Origin of the sequence: Xanthomonas sp. 3793 (assembly GCF_024806835.1) — a bacterium.
Taxonomy (GTDB): Bacteria; Pseudomonadota; Gammaproteobacteria; order Xanthomonadales; family Xanthomonadaceae; genus Xanthomonas; species Xanthomonas arboricola_F.
In genome coordinates this window covers 553,145-576,098 of the sequence record NZ_JANTYU010000001.1, presented here as the reverse complement: position 1 = coordinate 576,098, position 22,954 = coordinate 553,145, and the positions used below count along the sequence as shown (strand labels likewise).

The window sequence follows — 22,954 nt, the reverse complement described above, 5'->3', positions numbered from 1 at the left end:
GGTCAATGTGCAGTGCACAAAATCCTTGTAGTGCTTTCGGGTTAGCATCGGAGTAGACACGGCGCCTGGGTCAGGTGCGCAAATGGAGCGGGAACGGTCCCAGTGAGTATCAGCATCAATGACGTGGCCCGGGTGGCCGGTGTGTCCAAGTCCACGGTCTCGCGCGCGTTGGGCACTGGCCCGGTGAGCGAGGAAGTGCGCGCCAAGGTCGAGGCGGCTGTGCGTCAGACCGGTTACCGCCCCAACCTGATGGCGCGGCGGCTGCGATCGCAGCAGTCCGGCATCCTGGGCGTGATCGTTGCCGACATCCGCAACCCTTACTTCACTGCCTTGATCCGAGCGGTGGAAGAGGTCGCTTACCGTGCCGGTATGCGCGTCACGCTGTGCAATACCGATGAAGATCCCGAGCGCGAGGCGCTATATCTGGAGCTGATGCAGGAAGAACGCATCACCGGACTGATCTTCGCTCCGACCCGGGTGACCGTGGGGCGGATGCACGAGCTGGCGCTGGATTACCCCACCGTGCTGGTCGATCGCGCCGGCCCCGGCAGCCGTTACGACAGCGTGGTGCTGGACAATGCGGCAGCGATGGGTGAGCTGGTCGCGCATCTGCAGGCGCAGGGGTATCGACGCATCGGCGGGTTGTTCGGTAGCACCAGCACCACCGCGGCCGAGCGTCGCGACGGCTATCTGGCCGCGATGCGTGTGCAGGGACTGGAGCCTGACTACCGCGAAGTGGCGCCGACTGCCGAAGCAGCGATTGCCGAGCTAGGCCATTGGCTTGCCAGCGATCACCGCCCGGAAGCCATCGTCACCAGTAACAGCCTGCTGCTGATGGGCGCATTGAAAGCCGCGCGCACCGCCGGCCTGCGGTTGCCGCAGGATCTCGCCCTGGCGGGCTTCGATAACGAGCGCTGGACCGACCTGGTCGAGCCGGGCATCACCGTGGTGGAACAGCCGGTCGAGGACATGGGCCGCGCGGCGATGTCGTTGCTGCTGGAGCGCCTGGGCAACCCGCAGCTGCCGATCCGCCGCATGGTGATGACCGGGCGTTGCGTGGTGCGCGGCTCCACAGGTGCACGCACGCGCATCTAGCTGACGATGTAGGAGCGCCCTTGGGCGCGATGGGCTTTACCGGTAAGGCCCATCGCGCCCAAGGGCGCTCCTACAACGGCGTGGCGTTTGTCGTGGATCACGCTGTGCCGTTGGTCAACAGCCTGCACGTGGTGCGGGTCCTGCCCAAGCGCGGAACGTCACCAATCCCCGCCACCCCGTAGGAGCGCACCCGGGCGCGACAGGGCCTTGCCGATAGCCCGATCGCGATCGATGGAGCCCCGTCGCGCCCACTCCTACAGTGGCGTTGCGCTCCGGCGTCAGTAGCGCATCTGTATTGCTACTCGCTTGCCAACCAACGCCGCGCACCGCCGCAGCGAACCGTAGGAGCGCACCCGGGCGCGACAGGGGCTTGCCGATAGCGTGATCACGATCGATAAGGCCCGTCGCGCCCGGGTGCGCTCCTACGGGGTCCTGGTGGGTGGCATAAAAAAGCCCCGGCACTGCCGGGGCTTTTGGCTTGCAACAAACGCCTGGCTTAGCGATCCGGACGATGCGTACCCGAGTCGTTCTGCGCGGTCAGGTATTCCTTGGACTGTTCGTCCAGCTTGTCGCCCAGCATGCGCCGCACCACCACGAAGAACAGCGGGATGAAGATCACGCCGAGCACGGTGGCGAACACCATGCCGCCGATCACGCCGGTACCGATGGAGTGACGCGAGTTGGCGCCGGCACCGGTGGAGATCGCCAGCGGCAACACACCCAGGATGAAGGCGAACGAGGTCATCAGGATCGGGCGGAAACGCAGGTGCGCCGCCTCCAGCGTCGCCTCGCGCAGGGTCTTGCCCGCCGCACGCTGCTCCACGGCAAATTCCACGATCAGGATCGCGTTCTTCGCCGCCAGGCCGATCACCGTGATCATGCCGATCTTGAAGTACAGATCGTTCGGCAGGCCACGCAGCATCGAGAACACGATCGCACCCAGCACGCCGATCGGCACCACCATCAGCACCGCCACCGGAATCGACCAGCTCTCGTAGAGCGCGGCCAGGCACAGGAACACCACCACCACCGACAACGCCAGCAGCAGCGTCGCCGCGTTACCGGCAATGATTTCCTGGTACGACATGCCGCTCCAGTCGAAGCCGAAGCCTGGCGGCAGATCGTTGTTGACGATCTCTTCCATCGCCGTCATCGCCTGGCCGGAGCTACCGCCCGGGGCAGGGTTGCCGACGATGTTCACCGCCGAATAGCCGTTGTAGCGATTCAGCGCCGGCGAGGCGTAGGTCCATTCGGCCTTGACCACATTGCTCAGCGGAATCATGCCGGGCTGCCCGTCCGCACCGGTGGCGGTGCTGCTGGGAGTGAAGAAGTTGCGCAACGACTCGGGGCCGGTACGGAACTGATCGTCGGCACGGATGTTGACGCGCTTGATGCGGCCTTCGGAGAAGTAATCGTTGACATAGACCGGCGCCAGCATCAGCTGGATCGAGCTGTAGATGTCGCTGACTTCCAGGCCCATCGACTGCGCCTGCACGCGGTCCACGTGCAACTGCAGCTGCGGTGAATTTTCCAGGCCGTTCGGGCGCACGCCCACCATGGTGTCGGCCTTTTGCGCCGCCTTGCCCAGCACGATGTTGCGCGCCTGGGTCAATGCTTCCTGGCCTGCGCCGGAACGGTCCTGCAGCCACATGTCGAAGCCGCCGAACTGGCCAAGGCCCTGCACGGTGGGCAGGTTGACCACGAAGATCTGCGCGCCCTTGATGCCGTAGAAGGCACCGTTGAGTTGCTGGATCAACTGCTCGGCAGTGACGTCGCGGTCTTCCCACGGCTTGAGCCGGATGAAGCCCATGCCGACGTTTTCGCCCGAGCCCAGGAAGCTGAAGCCGGCGATCTGCAGCATGCCTTCCACCGCCGGCTGCTTTTCCAGCACCGCACGCATCTGCGCAAACGTTTCGTTGGTACGGATCTTGGTGGCGCCCGGCGGCAGCTGCACGATGGCCACCGCAAACCCCTGGTCTTCTTCCGGCAGGAAGCTGCCCGGCATGCGGGTAAACAGGAAGCCGCACAGCACCACCAGCACCACGAACACGATCATCCACGGCGGCGAGCGCTTCAGCGTGTGCCCCACCACGCCGACATAGCGATGCGCCAGCTTGTCGTAGTACTTGTCGAAGGTGCGGTAGACCCAGTTCTTCTTGTCCGAATGGGTGGGCTTGAGGAAGCTGGCGCACAACGCCGGGGTGAAGGTCAGCGCCAGGAACGCGGAGAAGCCCATCGACATGGCGATGGTCAGCGCGAACTGCTTGTAGATCGCACCGGAGGCACCGGGCTGCAGCGAGGAGGGGATGAACACCGCCGCCAGCACCACGGTGATGGCCACCACCGCACCGGTGATCTGGGTCATCGCCTTCTGCGTGGCGGCCTTCGGCTCCAGATGTTCCTCGCTCATGATGCGCTCGACGTTCTCGATCACCACGATCGCGTCGTCCACCACGATGCCGATCGCCAGCACCATCGCAAACAGCGTCAGCTGGTTGATGGTGAAGCCGATGGCGTACATGCCGAAGAACGTGCCCAGCAGCGCCACCGGAATCACCAGGGTCGGGATGACCGTGGCGCGGAAGTTCTGCAGGAACAGCAACATCACCAGGAACACCAGCACGATGGCTTCCACCAGCGTGTGCACCACTTCCTCGATGGAGATGCGCACGAAGGTGGTCGACTCGTACGGTGCAAACCAGGTCACGCCCTGCGGGAAGGTGGGCTGCAGCTCGTCGAGCTTGGCCCCGACCGCCTCGGACACGTTCAGTGCGTTGGCGCCCGGCAGCAGCTGGATGCCGAAGGCACCGGTGGGCTTGCCGTTGTACTGGGTGTCGAAGCCGTAGTTGCTCGGCCCCACGGTGACGCGCGCCACATCCTTCAGGCGCACGGTGGCGCCGTTGTTGTCGGTGCGCAGGATGATGTTCTCGAACTCTTCCGGTGAGCTGAAACGGCCTTCCGCCGACACCGTGGCGGTGAAGCTGATGCCGTCCGGCGTGGGGTCGGCACCGACCGAGCCGGCCGCGAACTGCACGTTCTGGTTACGCACCGCAGTCAGCACCTGGGTGGCCGACAGGTTGTAGCCCTGCAGCTTTTCCGGGTTCAACCAGATGTTCATCGCGTATTCGGCGCCGAACTGGTTGGTGCTGCCGACGCCGGGCACGCGCGAGATCTGCTCTAGCACGCGCGAGCCGACGATGTCGTTGAGCGCGTCGCGGTTGATCGACGGGTTGTCCGAACGCAGCGCGGCCACCATCAGGAAGCCGGCGTTGGCCTTGGCCACCACCACACCCTGCTGGGTGACTTCCGAGGGCAGGCGCGGCGTGGCCAGCGACACCTTGTTCTGCACCTGCACCTGCGCGATGTCCGCGTCGGTGCCGGTTTCGAAGGTCAGCGTGATGGTCACGCGGCCGTTGGAGGCCGACGAGGAGTTGAAGTACAGCAGGTGGTCGATACCGGTGAGCTGCTGCTCGATGACCTGGGTCACCGCCTTTTCGGCGGTATCGGCGCTGGCGCCGGGGAAGTTGGCGGTGACGGTGACCTGCGGCGGGGCGATCGTCGGGTACGACTCGATACCCAGATTCAGGATCGAGATCACGCCGGCAAGCGAGATCAGGATCGCCACCACCCAGGCAAAGATCGGGTGTTCGATAAAAAACTTAGGCATGTCCGGGTTCCGTCACTGCTGCTTGGACTGGGAGTCGGCCGGCTGCGCCGCCGCATCCTGCTTGGGCTGCTCCTGCGCTGCCGGTGCTGCGGCATCGGCAGCGTTGGCAGCCGATGCGGCCTTGGCATCGCCGGCCTGGCCTGCGGCGGGCGCCGCGCCAGCTGCACCGGGCTGACCCGGCTGGGCGCCGGCGGCCGGCTTGTTCGGATCCCACGGCACGCCCTTGGCGGGCTGACCTTCCTTGGCCTTCTGCACGCCATCGACGATGACCTGGTCGCCCGGGGTCACGCCGCCGGTCACGATCCACTGGCCCTTCTGCTGGCCGTCGACGGTGAGGTTCTTGCGCACCACCTTGCCGTCCTTGCCCAGCACCAGCGCATAGGCGCCGGTCGCATCGCGCTGCAGCGCCTGCTGCGGCAGCAGGTAGGCGTTGTTGCGCTGGCCCAGGCTGGCCTTGAAGGTCACGAACGCGCCCGGCAGTAGCGCCAGCTCCGGGTTGGGCAGGGTCGCGCGCAGCGACACCGCGCCGGTGCTCGGGTCCACCGTCACCGCCGACACGTCCAGCGTACCTGGGTGCGGGTACAGGGTGCCGTTGCCCAGCTCCACGTTGATGGTGGACTTGCCGTCGCCGCTGAGCTGCACGTTGCCGCTGCTCTGCGCCTGGCGCAGCGCGGCGAGTTCTTCGCTGCTCATCGCAAAATTGACGTACAACGGGTCGATCTGGTCCACCGTAGTCAGCAGGGTCGCTTCGCCGGAGCCGACCAGCGCGCCTTCGGTCACCCGCTGGATGCCGGCGCGGCCGGTGATCGGCGAGGTGACGCTGGCGAAGCTGAGCTGGATCCGGGCGGCCTGGACCGCGCCGCGCGCCTGCTGCACGCTGGCGCCGGAAGAGCGCTCGGTGGCTTCGGCGTTATCGATGTCGGCACGCGAGACGTACTGCTGCGGCGCCAGGCTGCGCGCGCGCTTGGCGGCGATCTGGGCGTTGGCGTAGGTCGCCTCGGCGGCGGCCAGCTGGCCCTGGGCCTGCAGCAACGAGGCACGCAGCGGCATGGGATCGATCTCGAACAGCGGCTGGCCTTCCTTGACGTCGGTGCCTTCGGTGTACAGGCGCTTGAGCAGCACCCCGTCCACGCGGGCACGCACGTCGGCCGAGCGGAACGCCGACAGGCGGCCGACCAGGTCGCGTTCCAGCGGCAGCGTCTGCGGCTTCATTTCCAGCACCGACACTTCCGGCGGCGGCGGCGCCTGCTGTTGTTCGGGCTTGCTGCAGGCAGCGAGCGCCACGGTGATGGCCAAGGCCAGGCCGAAGGTGCGGAGCGGGGCAATCATCAGGAGGAACTCCGTTAGGGTCTTGAAGAGAGAAGAGCAAGCGGGGCCGGCGCAGGCGCGGCATTGGCCGCGGCAAACGCCCGCAAAAAGGTCTCGACGGCGAACTGCGCCCACTGCTGCCTGGCGGCAAGGCCGGCGCGGTGGGGTACCTGGAAGCGTTGGCGGTCGAAATCCAGGCCGACGATCATGCTGAGCAGCAGTTCGGCCATGAAGTGCGGATCGTCATGGCGCAGCTGGCCGGCGGCCATCGCTTGCTCGAAGCGATGCGCCAGGCGTTGCTGCATGCCGACGACGCCCTCATGGAAGATCTGTTGCGACTGATCGGGGAACCGGTGCGACTCAGCCTCCACCAAACGACAGGTCTGTAACACATCCGGGCTGTTGAGGCGGTCAAGATGGGCCAGTGCAAAGGCCAGCAGATCCTCGCGTAGATCGCCGGACACTGCGCCCAGCGGCACCGTGGCCAGGTGCACGTGGTCCTGAAGGACATCGCGCAGCAGATTCTCTTTACATCCGTAATAACTGTAGAGCGTCTGCTTGGAACAACCGGCGCGTTCGGCCACCGCGTCCATGCTCAGCCGCATTCCGCGCTCGGCAAGCAAGGTATGCACGGCAGCATGGATGCGGCGATCGCAATCCGAACGCCGGGCAGCACGGGGGGAACGAGGGGTCATGGCGGTAGACTATACCGTCCAGTTTAGTTTTTAAACAGCCTTGACGATCGCAGTTTGGTCTGCGCAACGCCTTGTGTGCCAAGCATTGGGCCGGACTTTGCCGGATCTGGCGATCCAGCGACCCGTCAACCGGCCAAGCGTGTGGGAACTACAGAGCCATAATGCTTTGGCGCCGCTGTCGCGCCTGCTGGAGGCTCGGCATTTGCGCTATGCAGCAAGGCGTTGTCACGGTGCATCGGTACAATTCAGGTTTTCCACCGAGCATCCCAGCTCTCTCATGACAGCCAAGAAAGCCGCTTCGAAATCGTCCACGACGTCGGTCAAACCGGTCGCCGAACGTGCCGTCCCCGTGCTCGCCACCGAACCGCAGGCGGTCACCCTGGAGCCGGTGTTTGCCGCGTTGCGCAAGCGCTACCCGGCCGCCCGCCAGGCCGAAGTGCAGGCGTTCGCCGCCGACTTCTACCGGCGGATGGAAGAGGACGAGTTCCCGAACCATCCGCCGGAGCAGTGGGCGGCGCTGGCGGCCGACATGCTGGAATTTGCGCGCGTGCGCAAGGCCGGTACGGTCAATGTACGGGTGTTCAACCCCACCCTGAAGAGCCACGGTTACGAGTCGCCGCACACGCTGCTGCAGATCGTCAACGACGACATGCCGTTCCTGGTGGATTCGGTCAGCATGACCTTGTCGGACCTGGGCATCGGCGTGCATGTGCTCGGCCATCCGGTGCTGCGCATCGCGCGCGACAAGGCCGGCAAGCTGACCGCCGTGGGCGAGGGCAAGAGCGAGTCGCTGATGGTGCTGGAGATCGACCGTCAGCCCGCCGATGAGATGGCCAAGGTGGAAGCGGCGGTGCGCAAGGTGCTGGGCGAAGTGCGCGCCATCGTGCACGACTGGGCATCGATGCGCGAAAAGATGGTGATGCTGGCCGACGACCTGGCCACCCGCCGCCTGCCGATCGACGACATCAGCCGTCACGAAGCGCAGGAGTTCCTGCGCTGGGCCGCTGCCGACCATTTCACCTTCTTCGGCTACCGCGAATACCGCGTGGAAAAGCAGGATGGCCAGGACGTGCTGGCACCGGTGGAAGAAACCGGCCTGGGCCTGATGCGCGGCCACGACACCTCGCCGGCACGCCCGGTCACCACGCTGGCGGCGCACGGCCTGAACGCCTCGTCCAAGCTCAAGGACGCGTTGATCCTGACCAAGACCAATGCGCGCTCGCGCGTGCACCGTGTTGGCTACATGGATTACATCGGCATCCTGGAATTCGACGCCAAGGGCCGCATCGTCGGCGAGCAGCGTTTCCTGGGCCTGTTCACCTCCAGCGCCTACAACCGCCGCCCGTGGGAAATTCCACTGGTGCGGCAGCGCCACGAATATGTGATGAGCAAGTCCGGGCTGACCCCGAGCAGCCACAGCGGCAAGGCGCTGCGGCACATCCTTGAGACGCTGCCGCGCGAGGAGCTGTTCCAGTCCAACGAGGAAGAGCTGTATCGCACCGCGATCGGCATTCTCGGCCTGCAGGAGCGCGTGCGCAGCCGCATGTTCCTGCGCCGCGACAAGTACAGCCGCTTCATCTCGGCGCTGGTGTACATCCCACGCGAGCGTTTCAACACCGATGTGCGTCTGCGCATCGAAGCCTTGTTGAAAGATGCGTTGCACGGCGAATACATCGACTCGTCGGTGGTGCTGGGCGAGTCGCCGCTGGCGCAGCTGCATCTGATCGTGCGGCCCAAGAGCGGCGAAGCGCTGGAATTCAATACCACCGAGCTCGAATCGCGGCTGGCGCATCTGCTGCGCAACTGGCGCGACGCCTTGCGCGAGGCGCTGGTGGCGCGGCATGGCGAAGCCAACGGCCTGCGCATGGCGGCCAATTTCGGCCGTGCGTTGCCGGCCGGCTATATCGAAGACTCCTCGATCGAATCGGCGGTGTCCGACGTCGAACATCTGGCAACCCTGGATGGCCCGGACGATCTGCATCTGAGCCTGCAGGAAATCCGCCGCGATGACGGTATGCGGCTGGATGCCGGCGAAGGCCTGCGTTTGAAGCTGTATCGCCAGCTCGACGACATCCCGTTGTCCGATGCGATGCCGATGATGGAAAACATGGGCTTGCGCGTGATCTCCGAGCGGCCGTATCGGCTGCAGGTAGGCGAGACGCCGGTGTATATCCAGGATTTCGAGGTCGAATCGACCGCCGGCAAGATCAATGCAGCCAGCGCCGATGCCAGCTTCGGCGAAGCGTTCGAGCGGATCTGGAATGGCGACGCCGAAAACGACGGCTTCAACCGTCTGATCCTGGCCGCTGGCCTGCACTGGCGCCAGGTCGCGCTGCTGCGCGGTTACTGCAAGTACCTGCTGCAGACCGCAGTACCGTTCTCGCAGGCCTATGTGGAAGCCACGTTCACCCGCTATCCGCTGCTGGCACGCCTGCTGGTGGAGCTGTTCGAAGCGCGCTTCGACCCGTCCACCGGCTCGGAAACCAAGGCGCAGATCTTCGCCGGCCAGGAGCGCCTGCGCGAAGAATTGTCCGCACTGGCAGGCAGCGACGAAGCCACGCTCAAGGCACTGGAGCCGGTGCTGGAAGCACGCGGCAGCGACCGCGCCGCGCAGCAGGAGGCCACCCGCGCCACCTTGCTCAAGCTGATGGACCGCGTGTCCAGCCTGGACGAAGACCGCATCCTGCGCAGCTTCATCGACGTGATCGATGCGACCTTGCGCACCAACTATTACCAGACCGACAAATACGGCAAGCACGGCCATTGCATCAGCTTCAAGCTGGATTCGGCACTGGTGCCGGACCTGCCCAAGCCGCGCCCGTACCGCGAGATTTTCGTCTACGGCCCGCGCGTGGAAGGTGTGCACCTGCGCTTTGGAGCGGTCGCGCGTGGCGGCCTGCGCTGGTCGGACCGACGCGAGGATTTCCGCACCGAGGTGCTGGGCCTGGTCAAGGCGCAGATGGTCAAGAACACGGTCATCGTGCCGGTCGGCGCCAAGGGCGGTTTCTACGTCAAGCGCTCGCCGGTGGGTGGCGACCGCGATGCGATCCAGGCCGAAGGCATCGCCTGCTACAAGCTGTTCATCCAGGGCCTGCTCGACATCACCGACAACATCGTCGGCGGCAAGCTCGTGCCGCCGCCGCAGGTGGTGCGCCATGACCAGGACGACCCGTATCTGGTGGTTGCCGCCGACAAGGGCACCGCCACGTTCTCCGACATCGCCAACGGGCTGGCGCTGGATCACGGCTTCTGGCTCGGCGATGCGTTCGCCTCCGGCGGCTCGGTGGGCTACGACCACAAGGGCATGGGCATCACCGCGCGCGGCGCATGGGAATCGGTCAAGCGCCATTTCCGTGCGATGGGCCGCGATTGCCAGGGCCAGGATTTCAGCGTGGTCGGCATCGGCGACATGTCCGGCGACGTGTTCGGCAACGGCATGCTGCTCTCAAGGCATATCCGCCTGCTGGCCGCGTTCGATCACCGGCATATCTTCCTCGACCCGTCGCCGGATGCGGCTGCCTCGTTCGCCGAGCGCGAGCGCCTGTTCAAGCTGCCGCGTTCCAGCTGGGCCGATTACGATGCCAGGCTGATCAGCGCCGGTGGCGGCATCTATCCGCGTACGCTCAAGTCGATCGACATCAGTGCGCCGGTGCGCGAGGCTTTGGGCCTGGAAGCCAGCGTCAAGCAGCTTTCGCCCAACGAGCTGATGAATGCCATCCTCAAGGCGCCGGTGGACCTGTTCTGGAACGGCGGCATCGGCACCTACGTCAAGGCGTCCAGCGAGTCGCATGCGGATGTGGGCGACCGCGCCAACAACGGCCTGCGCGTCAATGGCGGCGAATTGCGCTGCAAGGTGGTGGGCGAGGGCGGCAACCTGGGCCTGACCCAGTTCGGCCGCATCGAAGCGGCGCAGACCGGCGTGTTGCTCAATACCGACTTCATCGACAACTCGGCCGGCGTGGACACCTCCGATCACGAGGTGAACATCAAGATCCTGCTCAACGACATGGTGCAGGCCAAGAAGCTCACCTACGACGCGCGCAACACACTGCTCGCATCGATGACCGACGAAGTCGCCGACCTGGTGCTGTGGGACAACTACCGGCAGAACCAGGCGATCAGCCTGATGGAGCGCATGAGCGTCAAGCGCCTGGGTTCCAAGCAGCACTTCATCCGCACGCTGGAACTGCAGGGCCTGCTGGACCGCCAGATCGAGTTCCTGCCGTCCGATGCCGAACTGTCCGCACGCAAGGCGCGCGGGCAGGGCCTGACCCGGCCGGAGCTGTCGGTGCTGTTGTCGTACTCCAAGTTGGTGGCGTTCCAGCAGCTGCTGGAATCGGATATTCCCGAAGACCCGTACCTGTCCAAGGAATTGCAACGCTACTTCCCGCAGCCGCTGCAGAAGAAGTACGCCGATGCGATGGAGCGCCATCGCCTCAAGCGCGAGATCATCGCCACCGCGGTCACCAACACCACCATCAACCGCATGGGCGCCACCTTCCTGATGCGCATGCAGGAAGACACCGGTCGCAGCATCGGCGAGGTCGCCAAGGCCTACACCATCAGCCGCGAAACGCTGGATGCGCGCGCGCTCTGGACGCAGATCGATGCGCTGGACGGCAAGGTGCCCGAGTCGGTGCAGATCGATGCACTGGAAGTGATCTGGCGCCTGCAACGCTCGTTCGTGCGTTGGTTGTTGCTGCGTCCGGGCCAGATGCCGGGCATCACTGCGGCGGTGGAGCGTTATCACGGCCCGTTCAACGATATCCGCGTGGCCTCGGGCGTGTTGTCGGATGCGCAGCGTCCGCAGTACGAAGGCAGTGTGAGGGAGTGGCAGGACAAGGGCCTGCCACCGCAACTGGCGCAGCAGCTGTGCGAGTTGCGTTATCTGGAACCGGCCTTCGACATCATCGAGACCGCGCGCACCCGCAAGCTCAAGCCGGTGGAAGTGTCCAAGGTGCATTTCCGCCTGGGCGATGCGCTGCGGCTGCCGTGGTTGTTCGAGCAGATCGACGCGCTCGAGGTCAACGGCCGCTGGCATGCGGTGGCGCGTGGCGTGCTGCGCGACGAACTGGCCGCGCATCAGCGTGCGCTGGTGGGTCAGGTGCTGACCATGTCCGGCAGCAGTGCCGAGGACAAGGTGGCCAACTGGCTGGCGCGCGACGATTCCAGCCTGCGCTTCACCCTGGCCATGCTCGCCGACGTGGCCGAGCAGAAGACGCTGGACTATCCGACCGTGTCGGTGGCGGTGCAGCGGCTGGGCCAGTTGGCCGCGCACGGGGTGTGATTGCGTGCCGCGACGCGACGGTGGAGCGCTCGCTCTACCGTCGCGTTGTCGGTCAGGATGAGGTTGTTGTCTGTGACGCAAAAGGCCGCCCGAGGGCGGCCTTTTGCGTCATTGCATGCGGGCTGGTGCGGGTCATGAGTCGTGCAGCGCTGCGCGTGCACGGCCGATGCCGCAGGCGCGCAGCGCTGGCCATCGAGACCGGCGCTGCGTCGAAGTCGCTCAGGCCGCCGGTTGATAGCGCTCTGCGGCACTGGCCTGCCGGATGTCCGACAACAACCCCTGGCGCGCGCCATCCAGTGCGTCCCAGCGTTCGGCCACGTGCAACGGCGGAATGGTGACCAGTTCGCGGCGATCGAAGCCGACCAGCGCGGCATCGACCAGTTCGCCAACGTCCATCAAGTCGCTGAGCGTGTTGATGTCGATACCGGCGCGCTCCCAGATCTCGGTGCGGGTGCCGGCCGGCAGGACAGCCTGTACGTACACGCCCTTGGCTCCAAGCTCCACATGCAGGCCCTGCGACAGGAACAGCACGAAGGCCTTGGTGGCGCCATAGACGCTCATGCCGAATTCGGGCGCCAGCCCCACGACCGATCCGAGGTTGACGATGGCGCCGCTGCCGGATTGCGCAAAGCGCGGCGCAACGGCGGCAGAAAGGCGTGTCAACGCGGTGATGTTGAGTGCGATCAGGCGATCGATCGCCGTAGCGTCCTGCTGCACGATGCCGCCCGATTGCGCGATGCCGGCGTTGTTGACCAGGATCCCGATCAGCGCATCGTCGCGCAGGCGGGTTTCCACGGCAGTCAGGTCGGCGGGCTGGGTCAGGTCGGCCTGCAGCACATCGACGCTGACGCGGTGGCTGTCGCGCAGGCGCGCTGCCAGGGTGTCCAGGCGCTGCTTGTCGCGAGCGACAAGCACGAGGTTGTGGCCGCGTTGGGCGAAGCGCTCGGCATAGACCGCACCGATACCGGTGGAGGCGCCAGTGATGAGGACAGCGGGAAGTGTGGGCATGGAAGTTCCTTGCGGTTGGCCAGGGGCAGGTTGCCCATGGCGTGGGATCGAATGGCCGAACGTGGCGCCGTGGCAACGCGTGGAAGAAGCGCATCAAAGATTACGACCAAAATCTAAAATGTCAATTCTTTGATGATAGGCGACATCAAAGTATGCTGGAGCTCTCCCCAGCCCGAACACCCCACGGAGGGTCCAACGATGAAAGTGACCAAGGCACAGGCGCAGGCCAATCGCGCGCACGTCGTCGAAACAGCCTCGTCGCTGTTTCGCGAGCGCGGTTATGAAGGGATCGGCATCGCCGACTTGATGGCCGCTGCCGGGTTCACCCACGGTGGGTTCTACAAGCAGTTCCGCTCCAAGGCGGATCTGATGGCCGAGTCGGCCGCCTGCGGTCTGGCCAACATCGCCGCGCAGTCCGAGCACGTGGACAAGACCGATTTCGTGAACTTCTATCTGTCGCGCGGGCATCGCGATAGCCCCGCCACCGGTTGCACGATGGCTGCGCTGGGCGCCGACGCCGCACGTCAGCCACAGGAAGTGCGCGAAGCGTTTGCTGTGGGGGTCGAAAACCTGTTGGCTGCGCTCGACCGCAGCGGCGCTGCGCCCGGCACTGCCGAGGCGACGCAGGAGCGCGCCAGCAACCTGGACATGATGGCGCACGCCATCGGCGCCATCGTGCTGTCGCGGTCGTGCCCGGACGATTCGCCACTGGCCGACGAAATCATTGCGGTGTGCCGCGACCGGGTCCTGTCGTCGTTGCAACCGTCCAACTAGCCGAGAGCGATCCATCAGCGCGCCGCGTATCGCGGGTTTGGCCGGTAAGGAGCGTTTGAGCAATACACACGCGCCTGACACGCCATGTAACGCGAGAGCGTTCGTGCAGATCCCTCGGGAGCGTCATCTGCCTGGCGCGCCGCTGCTGCATCGCGAACCTGCAAACACGCAAACGACCCTGGCAAGTGTTGCAGGCGATCGACACCGTCCATTTCAGGCCGACGCGGGCACGCCTGCTGCCGCAACAACTCAAGAAGCCTTGCACTGCAATCGCCGCTGGATTCCGCACCGCACAGCCATCTCACTCAGCCGCGGCGCGACGCCAACCGGTCACTCACCGCAATCAGGGGCGCCGTGATCGGCGGCCTCCATCCAGACAGGAGAAGACAATGACCTTCACTGCATTGCTCGCCACGCAAACCAACGACATCGTCGTGACCAAGCGCGTGCAGTTCGACGACGACGACCTCATGCCAGGCGAGGTGACGATCGCCGTCGAGTACTCGACCGTCAACTACAAGGATGCCTTGGCGGTCACCGGACGTGGCCCGATCATTCGCCGCTTTCCGCTGATTCCCGGTATCGATCTTGCCGGTGTGGTCGAAGCGTCCAGCTACCCCGGGATTGCGACGGGAGACCGGGTACTGGTCAATGGTTGGGGCCTGAGCCAGACCCATCACGGCGGCTATGCGCAAAAGGCGCGGCTGCCCGGCGACTGGCTGATCAAGATTCCAGCGGCGTTCTCCACCCACGATGCGATGGCGATCGGCACGGCCGGCTATACCGCCATGCTGGCGGTGATGGCGCTGGAGCACGGCGGGCTGACGCCCGAACGCGGCGACATCCTGGTCACCGGCGCAAATGGCGGCGCCGGTTCGGTGGCCATCGCCTTGCTGGCAGGGTTGGGGTATCGCGTGGTCGCTTCCACCGGCCGGCCGGAACAGGCCGCATATCTGCACAGCCTGGGCGTTGCCGAGGTCATCGACCGCAGCACTCTGTCCGAACCCGGCGCGCCGATCAGCAAGGAGCGCTGGGCAGGCGTGGTGGATGGGGTGGGCAGCCACACGCTGGCCAATGCGCTTGCGCAGACGCAGTACCGCGGCGTGGTGACCTCGTTCGGCATGGCACAAGGCGTTCAATTGCCGGCCTCGGTGCTGCCTTTCATCCTGCGCAACGTCACGCTGGCCGGCATCGATTCGGTCAACGCGCCGCAGGCGGTACGCCTGCAGGCGTGGTCGCGTCTGGCGCACGACCTGGAGCTGGGCAAGCTGGCATTGACCACCACGACCATCGCTCTGGCAGAGGTCGCGCAGACTGCCGCCCAGCTGCTGGACGGCAAGGTGCAGGGGCGCACGGTCGTGGATGTGAACGCATGAGCGCGCCAACTGCATCGCGTGCATTCCGCTACCTGGCCACGCTGTCGGCACTGTTGTTTTTTGCATTGGGCGCGGCCTGGCTGCTGGCGCCTGCAAGCATGCTCGCCAACTGGGGCGTCGCCTTCGACAGCGATGCGCTGGGCGTGGTCGGCCGACGCGCCGCGCCGATGTATGCGGCCATCGGCGTGATGCTGTTGCTTGTACGCGCTGCGCCGCCATCGCCGGGGCGCAGCGCGGTGATTGCCGGCTTTGCCACCGCGTGCCTGTTGCTGGCAGTGTTGGGCGTGTCGGAATGGGCGGCCGGGCATGTCAACGCCGGTATCTTCCCGGCGGTTGCCATCGAAATCGCGTTTCCGCTGGCGTTTTTGCTGGTGACGCGTGCCGAAGCGGCGCAGCGACGCGCCAACCACGCGCGTTGATCGAGGCATGACGGCACCCGGTGGGTACCGTCATGCAATCGATGGGCATGCGCAGGTGCCATGGGTGGCTGACCCACGGTGCTGGGCACCTGGCAATCCAGGATGCTGGCGGAGTGCAGCAGCTGCGGAGGACACGCGAAGGCCGGCTGACGGCACTGCAGCCCGCCGTTTACGCAACAGCTGTGTCAGCCACGCGAAGCCCGGTGTCCGCTCATTTCCTGCCCGGCGTTCTTGTCGAAGCGCACATGCCACCAGGTGGCGCTGAGCGAAATCAGGCTGACCACGCAGAACGCGAGCGAAAAATCGCGTTGCGCCGGTTGGGTGTGATCGCCGGCCAGCATCGCCAGCTTGAGGATCATCGCGCCGGCGCACACGCCGACCGAGAGCATCAGCTGCTGCAAGGTGGTGTACAGGCTGCTGGCGCGGCTCATGCGCGATGCGGGTACGTTTTCATAGGCGATGGTGTTGTAGGCGGCGAACTGGAGCGACATGAAGGCGCCGCAGCACAGCAGCAGGCCGAACATCAGCGCCGGCGGCCAGTCGGGCCGGAACAGCGCACACACCATGTACCCCAGGCTGGCCAGGATGCCGTTGCCGATCAGGCTGTTGCGGTAGCCGAACCGGCGCAGCAATTGCGGAGTGACGCTGCGCATCAGCAACGCGCCGAGTGCGGTGGCCAGAATCAGCCGCCCGCTGTGTGCGGCGCTGAACCCGAAGCTGATCTGGAACAGCAACGGCAGCAGGAACGGGTGCGCGCCCTGGGTGATGCGCATCAGCGCACCGCCGATCACCGACAGCCGGAATGAATCGATGCGCAGCAGGGTCAGATCCAGCAGCGGCGCCGGGTGGTGACGCGCATGCCACAGATAACCCACGGACGCGGCGGCGCCGATGGCCAGCAACCAGCTTGCCATGCCGATGCCGTCCTGCTGGCTGACCATTTCCAGGCCGAACAGCAGGCAGCCCAGCGCCGTGCCGCACAGCACGAAACCACGCAGGTCGAAACGTGCCGGCGCGGTTTCGGTGGGAATTTCCGGGATGAAACGGCGTACCAGCAAAAAGCCGGCAATGCCGATCGGCACGTTGATGTAGAAGATCCAGCGCCAATCCAGATACGACACGAAAAAGCCGCCCAGCGGCGGGCCCAGCATCGGGCCGATGAAGGCGGGGACGAGCGTCCAGGCCATCGCCGACACCAGATGGCGGCGCTGCACGGTGCGCAGCAGGATCAGCCGTCCCAGCGGGGCCATCATCGCGCCGCCGGCGCCTTGCAGCACGCGTGCGGCCACCATGGTGGGCAGGCTGTCGGCCAGCGAACACAGGATCGAGCCACCCACGAACACCCAGATCGAGGCGCCGAACACGCGGCGCAGGCCGAAGCGGTCGGCGATGGCGCCGCTGGCCGGGATCAGCACCGCCAGCGCCAGCAGATAGCTGGTCATGGCGATGCTCATCGCCGGCGCGGCCACGCCGAAGTCACGCGCCAACGTCGGCAGCGCGGTCGCCAGCACCGTGGCGTCCATCTGCTCCATGAAGATGGCGCACGCCAGGATCAGCGAAATGATGCGGTAATCGGGATAACGCGGCGGCGTCACGCCGGCCTCGGACACGCTGGAAGACATCGGACTCTCGGTTGCCGGGCCGTGTCCATGGCACCTGACAGCGCTGGATCGGCCCGCGTCGCACGGTGTTGTGCGGCGCAACATATGCATTGTCCGCCGGTGTGGCGCGTGGTTCAAGCGCGTGTCGGCAACGCTGCGTGCGTTTGAGAGCGCGGTTGCCCGCTGGCTGGTGGGCGAGCCGCTGAGTGGCGTAGGCGCGGTGGGTCGGTCTTCAAGGGCTTGATGAAGCGCGCTGGATCGCTGGCTCTTTGTCGCCTCGGTCCTGTTCTCAGCCGAATGGAGCTGCCAGCGTTCGGGCGGTCGTGCGGCAGCGTGTACGGCGAAGCGACCGTATTGCGTGAGGGCGATGTCGGGGGACGAGGGGGACGATGGTTGCGTCGTACCCTCATCCGGCGCTACGCGCCACCTTCTCCCGCTGGGAGAAGGGGAGTGATGTGCATGCCGATCGTGGCTCGCTCGCGAGCACTCACCGCCCAGCATCTTGCACCATGTAACAAGCAGCAAGCAGCAAGCAGCAAGTACAAAGCAGCAAGTACTACGGACCACGCAATATGCAGCTTGAAGCGCTGGATCAGCGCTGCGCGCTCCGGCTGTCCCAGGCGTCCTTGATCTCCAGGATGCGTGGCAGGGCATTGCGGAAGTGCTGCACCAGGCGCGGTTCCAGTTGCTTGCCCGACATGCTTTCGAGCTTGCGCATTGCGTCTTCTACCGTCCACGGCGCCTTGTATGCGCGCCGTCCGCACAGTGCGTCGAAGACATCGGCCACTGCGATGATGCGGGCCGATTCCGGAATTGCCTCGCCGGCCAGGCCGCTGGGGTAGCCGCTGCCGTCCCAGCATTCGTGGTGATGCAGCGCGATTTCGGCGGCTAGCTGGAAAACCGGTCCACGGCCGTGCCGCAGCAGGTCGTGCCCGGCCTGCGGGTGCTGCCGCACCACCGAGCGTTCGTGTTCGTCCAGTGCGTCAGGCTTGTGCAGGATGCTGCCGGGCACGGCGATCTTGCCGGCGTCGTGCAGCGGTGCGGCATCCTGCAGTGTCTGCGCCTGTTGCGGCGACCAGCCGGCGGCTTCGGCCAGCACGCGTGCATACACCGCCATGCGCCAGATATGCGCGCCGGTGTCAGCGTCCTGACCCTGGCCTGCAGTGCCCAGCAGATGGATCGCATCGCGGTATTGCTGTGCCAGGCGCGCATTTTCGGCCAGCCTGAGCTGGGTGTTGATGCGTGCCTTGAGCAGGGCCGGCGAGTATGGCTTGCTGACGTAATCGGCCGCGCCGGCGTCCAGCCCGGCACGCTCGTCGTGTTCGCTGTTGCGCGAGGTCACGAACAGGATCGGGATGGCATTGCTGGAGGGATGTTGCTTGAGCGTGCGTGCCACCGCGTAGCCATCCATGTCCGGTAGCTCGACGTCCAGCAGGATCAACGCAGGCGCATGCCGCGCCACCGCATCCAGCGCTTCGCCGCCGGTCTTGGCGAACACCAGCGGGAAGTCGTCACGCAACAGCTGGCGCAGGGTCGCCAGGTTGCTGGATTCGTCGTCGACACACAGCAGGGGACGGGACGGCATGGGAAGTCCTTGCCGACGGCACGCGAGATCGCCGTCAGCGTGGGTGGGTGGCCTGCCAGTCGTGCAGGGTGGCCTGGGCACGGCGGAAGTCGAAATCTTCCACGGCGCGTTGCAGTTCTTCCTGCAACGTCGGTGGCAGGTGCGGCGCACACGTCAGCAGCGCCTGGTCGATCTTGTCGGCGTCGTCGGTGGACAGGGCGGCCTCCAGGATCTGCAGGCTGCTGGCGTCCAGTGCGACATCGTCTTCGTTGGCTGCTGCAGTGGCTTGGTCGTGTTGCAGAAAGGCGCCAATCGCCTCGGCGGTGCGGCGCATGACGTCCTTGAGCGCGATCAGCGACGCGCTGATGTCGTGACCGTCTTCGATGCGCGTTTCCAGGTCGCTTGCCGCCCCGGCCAGCGCCGGCAGCGCCAGCGACCCCGCCGCACCGCGCAACTTGTGCGCCATTGCGCCGATGGCCGACAACTCGTTGCGGCGCAGGTGCTCGGCCGCGACCTCGGCCGGGTCCGGATTGTCGCGCAGCAGCTTGCTCAGGTAACGCGCATACGGCTCGCGCTCGCGCCACAGGCTGCGCGCGCGCGCAGCGTCCAGCAGCTCGGGGTCGTCGTGCTGCCACTCGGGACCGTTGGCCAGGTCGGTTTCGTGCGGCAGCGAGGGAATGCGCTTGATCCCGGGATGCATGAAGTGACGAATGGCGGTGACCAGTTCCTCGACGTTGAACGGCTTGGCGATGAAACCGTTCATGCCTGCCTCCAGCGCTTTTTCCTGCTGCGGGCGGAATGCGCCGGCGGTCAGCGCGATCACCGGCAGGCTGGCCAGGGCAGGGATCTGCCGTAGCCGCCGGGTGGCTTCGTAGCCATCCACCACCGGCATCTGCACATCCATCAACACCAGATGGAACAGATCCGGCGCGCGCTTGAGCGTGCTGACCGCCTGCTCGCCATCGTGGGCGACGGTGACCATGGCGCCTTCGCCTTCGAGAATGCGCTGCGCCACTTCGCAGTTGATCTCGCTGTCGTCGACCAGCAACAGGTGCGTGCCTTCGAGCCGTCGGCTCACGAAGGTAGGCGTGACCGGGCGCGCGCCCGGGCGCTCGTCGACCAATTGCTCCACCAGGCGATGCAGTGCGGCGCTGGTCACCGGCTTGGTCATCACCGCGTCCAGATCCTGTTGTTCGGGATGCTGCTCCAGCAACCGCCGCTCGTAGGCGGTGACCATCACGATCACCGGATGCGGGCCAGGGGCGGCACGTGCGCGGATTTCACGTGCGATCGCCACACCGTCGATGTCGGGCATGCGCCAGTCGAGCAGGAAGATGTCGTACGGCTCGCTGGCCTGTTCGATCGCCTGCAGCGCGGCCTGGCCGCTGGCCACTGCGTCCACGCGCCAGCCCAGGTCGGTGGTGATGCGCACCAGATTGCTGAGCGCGGCATCGTGGTCGTCGGCGATCAGCACGCGCGGCATCGCTTCCGGCGGCAGCGCAGGCAGGTCCTGCTGCGTCTTGGGTGGCGCGGCCTTTTCCAGGGTCACCACGAAATAGAACTCGCTGCCGCGGCCGGGCACGCTTTCCACTTCCAGCTCGCCGCCCATCAGTTCGATCAGGCGTCGGCTGATGGTCAGCCCCAGCCCGCTGCCGCCATAGCGCCGGCTGGTAGAGGTGTCGGCCTGCAGAAACGGCGAGAAGATCAGGCTCTGCTTTTCCTTTGAAATGCCGATGCCGGTGTCGCGCACCGAGAACAGCAGCTTGACCTTGTTCGGATCGCCGCTGGGGAAGCGTCGCACCGACAGCACCACTTCGCCCTGCTCGGTGAACTTGATCGCGTTGCCGACCAGATTGACCAGCACCTGGTTGATCCGCAGCGCATCGCCCAATAGCCAGCGGCTGTCGCGCGGCAACGGCTCGACGATCATCTCCACCGGTTTGGCGCTGAGCGAGGAGCGCATCAAGTCGGCGATGTTGTCGAACAACTGATTGAGATCGAACGGTGCGCGTTCCAGGTCGATGCGCCCGGCCTCGATCTTGGAAAAGTCCAGGATGTCGTTGATGATTTCCAGCAACGTACGTGCGGAGCGGTCGATCTTGGTAACCATGTCCTGCGCCGCGCCAGGCAGCTCGCTGCGTTGAAGCAGGTACAGCATGCCCAGGATGGCGTTCATCGGCGTGCGGATTTCGTGGCTCATGTTGGCCAGGAAATCGGACTTGGACTGATTGGCGCTCTTGGCCGCATCCATCGCCAGACGCAGCTGTTGTTCGTGCATCTTCTGCTCGGTGAGATCCACCGCAACACCGAGGTAACCGATCACCTGATCGTTGTCGTCGCGCAGCGTGCTCAAGGTCAGCAGCACCGGCAGGCGGCGACCGTCGTGACCGACATAGGTCCATTCGCTGGTGTCGCTGCGGCCCAGGCTGGTGAGGGCGGCCACCGCTTCCAGCGTGTGCGCCACCGGCACCCCGGTCTGCTCGGACAGCAGGTGCGCGCGTTCCTGCAGTTCTTCCGGTTCGACGAACTGGCTGGCCTTGCGCCGGCCGATCACGTCCTCTGCGTGATAGCCGAGCAGCTTTTCTGCGGCGCGATTGAACAGCGTGACAAAACCGCTGGAATCGGTGGCGATGATGGCGTACCCGGCATGCGCCAGGATCGCGCGCTGCAGGACCGAGAACTTCACCAGTTCGCTGGTGCGCTCGGCCACCTGATGTTCGAGCGAGGCATTGAGGTCGAGGATGCGTTGATGCGAGCGCACCCGCTCGGAAATGTCGCGGAAAAAATGCGAGTGCCCGCTGAGCGTGCCATCCGGTTCAATGATCGGCGCCTTGCTCGCCAGCACATGCACGTGATGACCATCGCGGTGCCGCATGCTCTGCGCAGCCGAGGGATTGGCCGGGAACGCTTCATCGGCGTGGTCGATGCGCGGCATCGCATACGGTTGCGGCGACAGCAGCAGGGTCAGGTCCTGGTCGATCGCATCCTCGGCGGTGTAACCGAACATCGCTTCCGCGGCCGGATTCCAGTGCGTGATGCGGCCATCCGGGGTTTCGGCCACGATGGCTTCGCTGGAGTGGCTGACCAGTGCGGCCAGCTCCATCTGCTTGCGCAAGACTTCTTCGCGGCGCAGCCCGTTGCTGAAGTACAGCCCCAGCAACGCGGCAAACAAGGCGGACGCTGCCATGACCAGGCTGCCCACCAGCCACGGCGAGGTCTGATTGAGCGATGCCACAAAGCTGGCCGTGGGGTGGGCGGTGATGATCCAGGTGCGCCCATAGATGGGCAACTGTTGCACCACCGGCCGCCAGCGCGCGCTGGCGGCGGCCGGGGTGCCGCTGCGGTAGAAGTTATGCGTGGGCTCGTTGCGGTCGGACAGGTCCAGCGCTACGTCGTCGCGTTCGCCCAGCGCGCTTTGCACCATCTGCTCGACGCTGAAAGGCGCGTACACCCAGCCGTTGGTGGCGGCCATGCGCTGCTGCGGCGTTTGCAACGGCATGCCTTCGCGATACACCGGCAATACCACCAGAAACCCGCTCTCGGTGGGAACGCGATAGCCCGACAGCGAGATCGGCGAGGTCATGATCGGCTCGCCGCTGCGCGCGGCCTGCAATGCGGCGGCGCGGCGGCGGGGTTCTGACGCGATGTCCAGGCCGATGGGACGGTTGCCCGAGGACTCCGGTTCGAAGTACAGCACGATGTAGCGCTCCCCATCCCACGGTGCCAGCACGCGGCGATGGATATCCGGCGCACCGTCGGCTCGCGCGGTCTGCAGAAACGCCTCTTCATCGGCAGGCGCAACCCGATGGATATAGCCATAGCCCAGTACGCCGGGAAACTCGCGTGCGTAATCGCGCGAACGGCTGTACAGGGTGAAGCGTTCTCGACTGATCACCCCGCTGCCGGCACCGATCACCGCGCCGCGGGCGCCGCGCAAGCCGTGCTCGAAGGTGTACATGCGTTCGCTGATGTTACGCGCCAGGGCACGCACGACATACTGGAAGCGTTGCTCGCGCTCGAGCTCGTTATGCCGCTGCAGCCAGACACCGGTCACGATGGCGGCGATCAAACCTGCGGTAAGGATCACCAGTGCGCTGATAAAGGCGCGGCGCCCGTATTTCCTGCGCAGATCCCAGCGGCCATTCGGCATTTTCGTTCCT

At 65.6% G+C, this 22,954-nt stretch carries 12 protein-coding genes; 5 read left to right on the top strand and 7 right to left on the bottom strand.

Going from position 1 to position 22,954, the window contains the following annotated elements:
* Positions 1-102: 102 nt before the first annotated feature.
* Positions 103-1,095, top strand: coding sequence for a LacI family DNA-binding transcriptional regulator (locus FHY18_RS02375; RefSeq protein ID WP_259150758.1), 993 nt, complete (start codon positions 103-105; stop codon positions 1,093-1,095).
* A 496-nt stretch (positions 1,096-1,591) separates the two neighbouring features.
* On the opposite strand, the gene FHY18_RS02370 is transcribed toward FHY18_RS02375, so the two are convergent.
* The 3 genes from FHY18_RS02370 to FHY18_RS02360 are packed head-to-tail and all read right to left on the bottom strand — an operon-like array spanning position 1,592 to position 6,765.
* On the bottom strand, positions 1,592-4,762 hold the full coding sequence (locus FHY18_RS02370) for a multidrug efflux RND transporter permease subunit (RefSeq protein WP_259150756.1): 3,171 nt from the start codon (positions 4,760-4,762) through the stop codon (positions 1,592-1,594).
* A 12-nt stretch (positions 4,763-4,774) separates the two neighbouring features.
* On the bottom strand, positions 4,775-6,091 hold the full coding sequence (locus FHY18_RS02365) for an efflux RND transporter periplasmic adaptor subunit (protein WP_259150755.1): 1,317 nt from the start codon (positions 6,089-6,091) through the stop codon (positions 4,775-4,777).
* Between the two features lie 14 nt (positions 6,092-6,105).
* Positions 6,106-6,765 (bottom strand): TetR/AcrR family transcriptional regulator, encoded by a 660-nt coding sequence (locus tag FHY18_RS02360; protein WP_259150753.1) that lies wholly within the window; start codon positions 6,763-6,765, stop codon positions 6,106-6,108.
* 277 nt (positions 6,766-7,042) lie between these two features.
* Here FHY18_RS02360 and FHY18_RS02355 point away from each other — a divergent pair, with 277 nt between their 5' ends.
* Entirely contained in the window at positions 7,043-12,052 is a 5,010-nt protein-coding gene (locus tag FHY18_RS02355; protein WP_259150752.1) for an NAD-glutamate dehydrogenase domain-containing protein, read from the top strand.
* 219 nt (positions 12,053-12,271) lie between these two features.
* Here the strand turns inward: FHY18_RS02355 and FHY18_RS02350 are convergent, their stop codons facing one another.
* Complete coding sequence (locus FHY18_RS02350; protein ID WP_259150751.1) at positions 12,272-13,060, bottom strand: SDR family oxidoreductase; 789 nt, start codon at positions 13,058-13,060, stop codon at positions 12,272-12,274.
* A 198-nt stretch (positions 13,061-13,258) separates the two neighbouring features.
* On the opposite strand from FHY18_RS02350, the gene FHY18_RS02345 reads away from it, so the two are divergent.
* From FHY18_RS02345 to FHY18_RS02335, 3 genes are all read left to right on the top strand, one after another.
* A complete protein-coding gene (locus tag FHY18_RS02345; RefSeq protein WP_259150750.1) occupies positions 13,259-13,834 on the top strand; it encodes a TetR/AcrR family transcriptional regulator in 576 nt (191 codons plus the stop codon).
* A gap of 389 nt (positions 13,835-14,223) precedes the next feature.
* Positions 14,224-15,210, top strand: a complete 987-nt coding sequence (locus tag FHY18_RS02340; protein ID WP_259150749.1) for an MDR family oxidoreductase — start codon at positions 14,224-14,226, stop codon at positions 15,208-15,210.
* On the top strand, positions 15,207-15,629 hold the full coding sequence (locus FHY18_RS02335) for a hypothetical protein (protein WP_259150748.1): 423 nt from the start codon (positions 15,207-15,209) through the stop codon (positions 15,627-15,629). Before FHY18_RS02340 ends, FHY18_RS02335 begins: the two co-directional genes overlap by 4 nt.
* A gap of 185 nt (positions 15,630-15,814) precedes the next feature.
* Here FHY18_RS02335 and FHY18_RS02330 read toward each other — a convergent pair whose 3' ends face one another.
* The 3 genes from FHY18_RS02330 to FHY18_RS02320 form a co-directional block, all read right to left on the bottom strand.
* Positions 15,815-17,251: a DHA2 family efflux MFS transporter permease subunit gene (locus FHY18_RS02330; RefSeq protein ID WP_259150747.1), complete on the bottom strand. Its 1,437-nt coding sequence runs from the start codon at positions 17,249-17,251 to the stop codon at positions 15,815-15,817.
* A 571-nt stretch (positions 17,252-17,822) separates the two neighbouring features.
* Positions 17,823-18,815 (bottom strand): HD domain-containing phosphohydrolase, encoded by a 993-nt coding sequence (locus FHY18_RS02325; RefSeq protein ID WP_259150746.1) that lies wholly within the window; start codon positions 18,813-18,815, stop codon positions 17,823-17,825.
* Between the two features lie 34 nt (positions 18,816-18,849).
* On the bottom strand, positions 18,850-22,944 hold the full coding sequence (locus FHY18_RS02320) for a CHASE domain-containing protein (RefSeq protein WP_259150745.1): 4,095 nt from the start codon (positions 22,942-22,944) through the stop codon (positions 18,850-18,852).
* Positions 22,945-22,954 lie beyond the last annotated feature (10 nt).